The organism is Azospirillum picis, from assembly GCF_017876115.1.
GTDB classification, from domain to species: domain Bacteria; phylum Pseudomonadota; class Alphaproteobacteria; order Azospirillales; family Azospirillaceae; genus Azospirillum; species Azospirillum picis.
In genome coordinates, this window is sequence record NZ_JAGINO010000033.1 from 57,520 (window position 1) to 64,322 (window position 6,803).

At 67.7% G+C, this 6,803-nt stretch carries 4 protein-coding genes; 3 read left to right on the forward strand and 1 reads right to left on the reverse strand.

Annotated elements, in window-relative coordinates:
• Positions 1-2 precede the first annotated feature (2 nt).
• Both mfd and J2850_RS29120 read left to right on the forward strand, forming a co-directional pair.
• On the forward strand, positions 3-3,644 hold the full coding sequence (mfd, locus tag J2850_RS29115) for a transcription-repair coupling factor (RefSeq protein ID WP_209990342.1): 3,642 nt from the start codon (positions 3-5) through the stop codon (positions 3,642-3,644).
• The gene (locus J2850_RS29120) at positions 3,644-4,597 is read left to right on the forward strand and encodes an ACT domain-containing protein (protein WP_209990345.1); all 954 of its coding nucleotides are present in this window, start codon (positions 3,644-3,646) and stop codon (positions 4,595-4,597) included. Before mfd ends, J2850_RS29120 begins: the two co-directional genes overlap by 1 nt.
• Before the next feature lie 156 nt (positions 4,598-4,753).
• Here J2850_RS29120 and J2850_RS29125 read toward each other — a convergent pair whose 3' ends face one another.
• Positions 4,754-4,951, reverse strand: coding sequence for a hypothetical protein (locus tag J2850_RS29125; protein ID WP_209990347.1), 198 nt, complete (start codon positions 4,949-4,951; stop codon positions 4,754-4,756).
• A gap of 257 nt (positions 4,952-5,208) precedes the next feature.
• Between J2850_RS29125 and J2850_RS29130 the strand changes: the two genes are divergently transcribed.
• Entirely contained in the window at positions 5,209-6,750 is a 1,542-nt protein-coding gene (locus tag J2850_RS29130; protein WP_209990350.1) for a di-heme-cytochrome C peroxidase, read from the forward strand.
• Positions 6,751-6,803 lie beyond the last annotated feature (53 nt).

Below are 6,803 nucleotides of genomic sequence, written 5' to 3' on the forward strand. Positions count from 1 at the left end.
CTTTGGTCAGTTTCGATCTCCAGCCCGGCCGCGCCGGCCGTCTCCTGATCGGCGGCGCGCCCGAGGGTCATGACGCCCGCATCCTGGCGGAGCTTGCACAGAAGGCCGGGGCCTACGGCCTGCTGCATGTGGCGCTGGACGACACCCGTGCCGCCCTGCTGGCCGAGGCGCTGGCCTTCTTCGCCCCGAAGCTGGAGGTGCTGACCTTCCCGGCCTGGGACTGCCTGCCCTACGACCGCGTGTCGCCCAACGGCGGCATCGTCGCCCGGCGCATCGACACGCTGACCCGGCTGATCGCCCGGCGCGAGGCGTCGGCCAACCGCGACGGGCTGGCGCCGCTGGTCGTGCTGACCACCGTCAACGCGGTGGTGCAGAAGGTGCCGCCGCGCAGCGCCTTCAAGGACGCCGTCTTCTCCGCCAAGCTGCGCGACCGCATCGACCGGGAGAAATTGCAGCGCTACCTCGCCGGCAACGGCTACGTCCGCGCCCAGACGGTGCGGGAACCCGGCGAATTCGCGGTGCGCGGCGGCATCGTCGACCTCTTCCCGCCCGGTACCGACGAGCCGCTGCGCCTCGACCTGTTCGGCGACGAGCTGGAGGGGGTGCGCGCCTTCGATCCCATGACCCAGCGCACCACCGACAAGCGCGACAGTGTCGAACTGAAGCCGATGTCCGAGGTCTTCCTCGACGAGGCCGGGATCGCCCGCTTCCGCTCCGGCTACCGCGAGCTGTTCGGCGCGGTCACCAGCGACGACCCGCTCTATGAGGCGATCTCCGCCGGCCGCTCCTATGGCGGGATGGAGCATTGGCTGCCGCTGTTCCACGAGAGCATGGACACGGTGCTGGACTACCTGCCGCGCGGCATCGTCAGCCTCGACCACCAGGCCGTCGAGGCGCGCGACGCCCGGATGGCCCAGGTCGTCGACTTCCACGCCTCGCGCGATACGATGATGACCATCGAGAAGCGGGCGGGCGCCCCGGTCTACAAGCCGGTGCCGGTCGCCTCGATGTTCCTCGACGCCGTCGGCTGGGACGCCCTGATGGCCGAGCGCGCGGTGGCGCAGCTCCAGATCTTCTCCACGCCCCCCGGCATCAAGGGGACGGTGGACGCCGGCGGCAAGCGCGGCCACGACTTCGCCGAGGAACGCAACCGCCCCGACGTCAACGTCTTCGACGCGGTGAAGGACCATATCCGGGCGCTGCGCGCCGACGGGCGCCGGGTGCTGGTCGCCGGCTATTCGGCCGGCTCGCGCGACCGCCTGTCCAACGTGCTGGCCGACCACGGCATCCCCGGCCTGGAGCCGGCGGAGAGCATGGAGGACGTCCGCCGCTTCGACCGCGGCATCATCGGCACCATCGTGCTGGGGATGGAGCACGGCTTCGTCTCCCCCGACCTCGCCGTCATCACCGAGCAGGACATCCTCGGCGACCGCCTGGTCCGCCCGCACAAGAAGAAGCGCAAGGCCGCCAACTTCATCGCCGAGCATTCGGCCCTTCACGAGGGCGACATCGTCGTCCACATGGACCACGGCATCGGCCGCTACGACGGGCTGGAGACGCTGGAGGTCACCGGCGCCCCGCATGACTGCCTGCGCCTGATCTACGAGGGCGGCGACAAGCTCTACGTCCCGGTCGAGAACATCGAGGTGCTGTCGCGCTACGGCTCGGAGGACGCCAATGTCCAGCTCGACAAGCTGGGCGGCGCCGGCTGGCAGGGCCGCAAGGCGCGGGTCAAGAAGCGGCTGAAGGACATGGCGGAAGCCCTGCTGAAGATCGCCGCCGAGCGCATGCTGAAGAAGGCCGACCCGGTGCTGACGCCGGAAGGCGTCTACCAGGAGTTCGCCGCCCGCTTCCCCTACCCCGAGACCGACGACCAGTTGAAGGCGATCGAGGACATCTTCACCGACCTCGGCAGCGGCCGGCCGATGGACCGGCTGGTCTGCGGCGACGTCGGCTTCGGCAAGACCGAGGTGGCCTTGCGCGCCGCCTTCATGGTGGCGATGAGCGGCAAGCAGGTCGCCGTCGTCGTGCCGACCACGCTGCTGGCACGCCAGCATTTCAAGACCTTCTCGACCCGGTTCAATGGCCTGCCGGTGCGCGTCGTCCAGCTCTCGCGCATGGTCACCGCCCGCGAACAGACCCTGGTCAAGAAGGAACTGGCGGAGGGCACCGCCGACATCGTCGTCGGCACCCACGCCCTGCTGGCCAAGGGGCTGGACTTCAAGCGCCTCGGCATGGTCATCGTCGACGAGGAGCAGCATTTCGGCGTGAAGCAGAAGGAACGGCTGAAGGAGCTGCGCGCCGACATCCACGTGCTGACCCTGACCGCCACGCCGATCCCGCGCACGCTGCAGATGGCGCTGTCCGGCGTGCGCGAGCTGTCGCTGATCGCCACCCCGCCGGTCGACCGGCTGGCGGTGCGCACCTTCGTGCTGCCCTACGACCCGGTGGTGATCCGCGAGGCGATCCTGCGCGAGCATTACCGCGGCGGCCAGAGCTTCTACGTCTGCCCGCGCGTCGAGGATCTGGCGAAGGTGGCGGAGCGGGTGCGCGAGCTGGTGCCGGAGGTCAAGGTGGTCACCGCCCACGGCCAGATGGCGGCCAGCGAGCTGGAAGACGTGATGACCGCCTTCGACGAGGGCAAGTTCGAGGTGCTGCTCGCCACCAACATCATAGAGAGCGGCCTCGACATCCCGAACGCCAACACGCTGATCGTCCATCGCGCCGACCTGTTCGGCCTTGCCCAGCTCTACCAGATCCGCGGCCGCGTCGGCCGGTCGAAGAAGCGCGGCTACGCCTACCTGACCTACGCCCCGAACAAGCCGCTGAACCCCACCGCCCAGCAGCGCCTGCACGTCATCGAGACGCTGGACAGCCTGGGCGCCGGCTTCCAGCTCGCCAGCCACGACATGGACATCCGCGGCGCCGGCAACCTGCTGGGCGAGGAGCAGTCCGGCCAGGTCCGCGAGGTCGGCGTCGAGCTTTACCAGCAGATGCTGGAGGAGGCCGTCGCCAACGCCCGGGTTTCGATGCAGGAGGGCGCCATCGCCGCTGCCGCGGCGCAGGAGTGGGTGCCGCAGATCAATCTCGGCACCCCGGTGCTGATCCCCGAGACCTATGTGCCCGACCTGACGGTGCGGCTGTCGCTCTACCGGCGCATCGCCGACCTGGTCGACCGTGCCGAGGTCGACGGCTTCGCCGCCGAGCTGATCGACCGCTTCGGCAAGCTGCCGGAGGAGGTGGAGAATCTGCTCGACGTCGTCACCATCAAGCGTTGGTGCAAGCAGGCCAACATCGACCGGGTCGATGCCGGACCGAAGGGGCTGGTTCTGGCCTTCCACGACAATTTCTATGCCGAGCCGGCCAAGCTGCTGACCTACATCGCCCAGCACCTGACGCTGATGAAGCTGCGGCCCGACCACAAGCTGGTCTACAGCCGCGAATGGCCGGACGCCCAGTCGCGAGTGCGCAGCGTGCAGAAGCTGGTGAAGGATCTGGCCGAGATGGCGTCCGGCGGCGGCGTGCCGCGCGGCGAGACGCCACCGCCGCCGCCGCCCCCGCCGCCGCCCAAACCGACCGGGGCGAAGATCGCCTCGCGACTCGGCAACAACACGCGCTTCAGCCGTCCGGCTGGGCGGCGCTGATGGACGAACTGATCCGGAACGCGCCCCTCGCCCTGCGGCTGGCCCGCGGCGACCGGCGCACGGCCGGCGACCCGTCGTCAGTCGCCATGCAGGTGTCGACCGACCGCGGCCGGCTGGCCGAGCTGGTCGGCTGCCTGTTCGACCGCGACGCCGGGGTGCGCATGCGCGCCGCCGATGCGCTGGAACGGGTGTCGCGCGGCAATGCCGCCTGGCTCGACCCCTATGTCGAGCATCTGCTGACCGACGCCGTCGCGATCGACCAGGCCGAGGTGCGCTGGCATCTGGCGCAGATCGTGCCGCGCCTGACCATGAACGACGAGCAGCGCCATCGCGCCGCCGTGCTGCTGGCCGACTGGTTCGAGAACAGCCCGAGCCGCATCGTCCAGTCGAGCGCGCTCCAGGCGGTGGTCGACCTCGCGGAACGCGACGCCACCCTGCGGCCGGTGTCGGTGGAGATGCTCGGCCGCGCCATGCGCTCCGGCATCCCGTCGCTCGCCGACCGCGCCCGCCGCATCCTGAAGCCGTTCGAGGTCGACAAGGCGACGCTGAGCGCCGCCCTGGTGCGCGAGCAGTCCGGCCTGACCCTGGCGATCGTTCCGGAACTGCTGGCCGTCGCCCAGCTTCCGCCCGGCAGCGGCCTGCCCGACTGGCTGGACTGGAGCGACCCGCTGGTCGGCGCCACCCGCACCGGCGAGGAGCTGTCGATCCTTTGCCGCGAGGACCGCGTTCCGGACGACGTCAAGGCCGAACGCGGCTGGCGCGCCTTCCGGGTGGAGGGCACGGTGGACTTCTCGCTGTTCGGCATCCTCGCCCGTATCGCCGTGCCCCTGGCCCAGGCCCATGTGCCGATCTTCGCGATCTCCACCTTCAGCACGGATTTCGTGCTGGTGAAGGCCGACGATCTCGACAAGGCCGCCGACGTGCTGTCGCTGACCTGCACGGTGAACCGCTAACCGCGGGAGCCCCCACCCTCCCACTCTCGCGAGCGGGCCCCTCCCTCCCCCGCTCCGCGGGAGAGGGCGAGTTTGTTCCCTCTCCCGCGGAGGGGGGGAGGGTTAGGGAGGGGGCAAGCGCCTAAGGGGGCGCCCACGCCGGACAGCGCATCGCCCTCAGTCGCGTGCGCTCTCGATCTGGCTCTGCTCGATGATGTTCTCCCTCTCCCCCATCTCCTCCCACTTCTTCTGAACGGGCTTGTCGGGATCGCCGGAGGCCCGGCCGGTCTCGTCGACCAGCTTGTCCTCGATCCGCTGGGCGGCGTCGGATGGGGCATCGGAAACGGTGGACTTGCGGCGGTCATCGGTTGTCATGGCGTGACTCCCTCAGGTGTTGCTGATCAAACAAACATTTTCGACGCGAAAAACTCACGCTTGGGCACCGGCCGGCGCCTCCACTCCAAAAGTTTCATTTTTTCCAGGAAACAGACTCAAGCCCGATATGGCACGGATGAAATCCCTTATAGGTTTATTCGACGTGATGATTTTCAATTTTCTGCTTGCGAGGTCAGATTCCTCACAATGATAATGGGGGGATAGGCGCAGCAACCCTCGCTTCCGAAGGTCCCCCCATGACTCCGTCCCGCTTGTGCTTCCTGGTTGTTCTCGGCCTGCAACCCATTGGTCTGCTTGGCGCTTGTGCCCCAACATTGCCGACGACGTCCCCGGTCAGGGAAGCACGTTGGCTCGCCCAGAATTGGAAACCCGGCGAGCGCTACTGGTATCACCATGCCAGCGAGGGGACGTCGACTTTCCCGATTCCGTACGCTTGGTTCATGGCGCTGGAGCAGCCGGAGGTCCGGCTGGGCGGCGAGCCGAAGCTGCTGGCGGACGAATCCTACCTGAAGCGTTTCGGCTTCATTCCCAGCCCGAAGCAGCTGAACGGCGGGGCAGCGAGCGAATACGGCTACGCCGCCGAACCCGGCTCCGCAAAGGCCGATCTGGCGGCCTACAACCAGATGGAGGAGGAGGTCAACCCGGATGGCCTTCCGGTCGGCTTCGCCCGGACCAGGGGCTATGCCGACCCCGTCACCGGCAAGCCGCTCCCCGATCAAGTCGGCCTGACCTGCGCCGCCTGCCACACCGGCCACATTGAGTATAACGGGGTCAGCCTGCGCATCGACGGCGGCTCGGCCGTGACCGATCTGGACAAGCTGACCAAGGCGCTGGGCATCGCGCTGCTCTACACCGAGATGCTGCCCGGCCGCTTCGATCGCTTCGCCGACCGCGTCCTCGGCCCGGACCGGACGGCGGAACAGACCGCGGCCCTGCGCGGAGCCTTCGGAGAGACGCTGAAGACTCTGAAGTCGCAGGGCGACCGCATCACCTCCGCCATCAAGCGAAGCGGAGTCCCGACGGTCGAAGAAGGGTTCAACCGCTTGGATGCGCTGACCCGGATCGGCAACACCGTCTTCGCTGTCGACTTGGCGGACGGCAATCTCGATTTCGACCCCTTCTCCAACATCGCCGCCATCACGGCCCCGGTGAAGTACCCTCACATCTGGAACGCCTCCTGGTTCAACTGGGTGCAATACGACGCCTCGATCATGCAGCCGATGGTGCGGAATGCCGGAGAAGCGATGGGCGTCTCGGCCCGCGTCAACCTGATCAATCCCGATCGCAAGCTCTACGCATCGTCCGTTCCGGTCGACAACATCTACAAGATGGAGCAACTGCTGGCCGGCCCCAACCCGTGGAGCCGCGGACCAGGCGGCATGCCGACCGGCTTCCAGGGGTTGAAGGCGCCGAAATGGCCTGAAGAGGTGCTCGGAGCCATCGATCCGGCAAAGCGAGCCCATGGCGAAGCGCTTTACCGCGAGATCTGTCAGGGCTGCCACTTTCCGCCGGTCAGCGACCCGGCATTCTGGGACGCCAAATTCTGGACCAAGCCTAATAATGCCAACCAGAGTTACCTGATTGTCGAACCTAAGAACGTCGGTACGGATCCGGCGCAGTCCGACATCCTGCAGTACCGGAAAGTGCAGGTCCCCGCCTTCCTTAAAGTCGATGACAACGGCTCCTGCGATGGCTCTTCCACGCCCCCGGTTACTCAACCGCATTTCGCGAATGCACTAGCACTACTTTGGCAGTTCCGGCGTGATGGCACGAGATGAAGGCTGTTGTGCAGCCCAAGGGGTGAGCTGCGCTGGAGGCAATCATGCTGGAG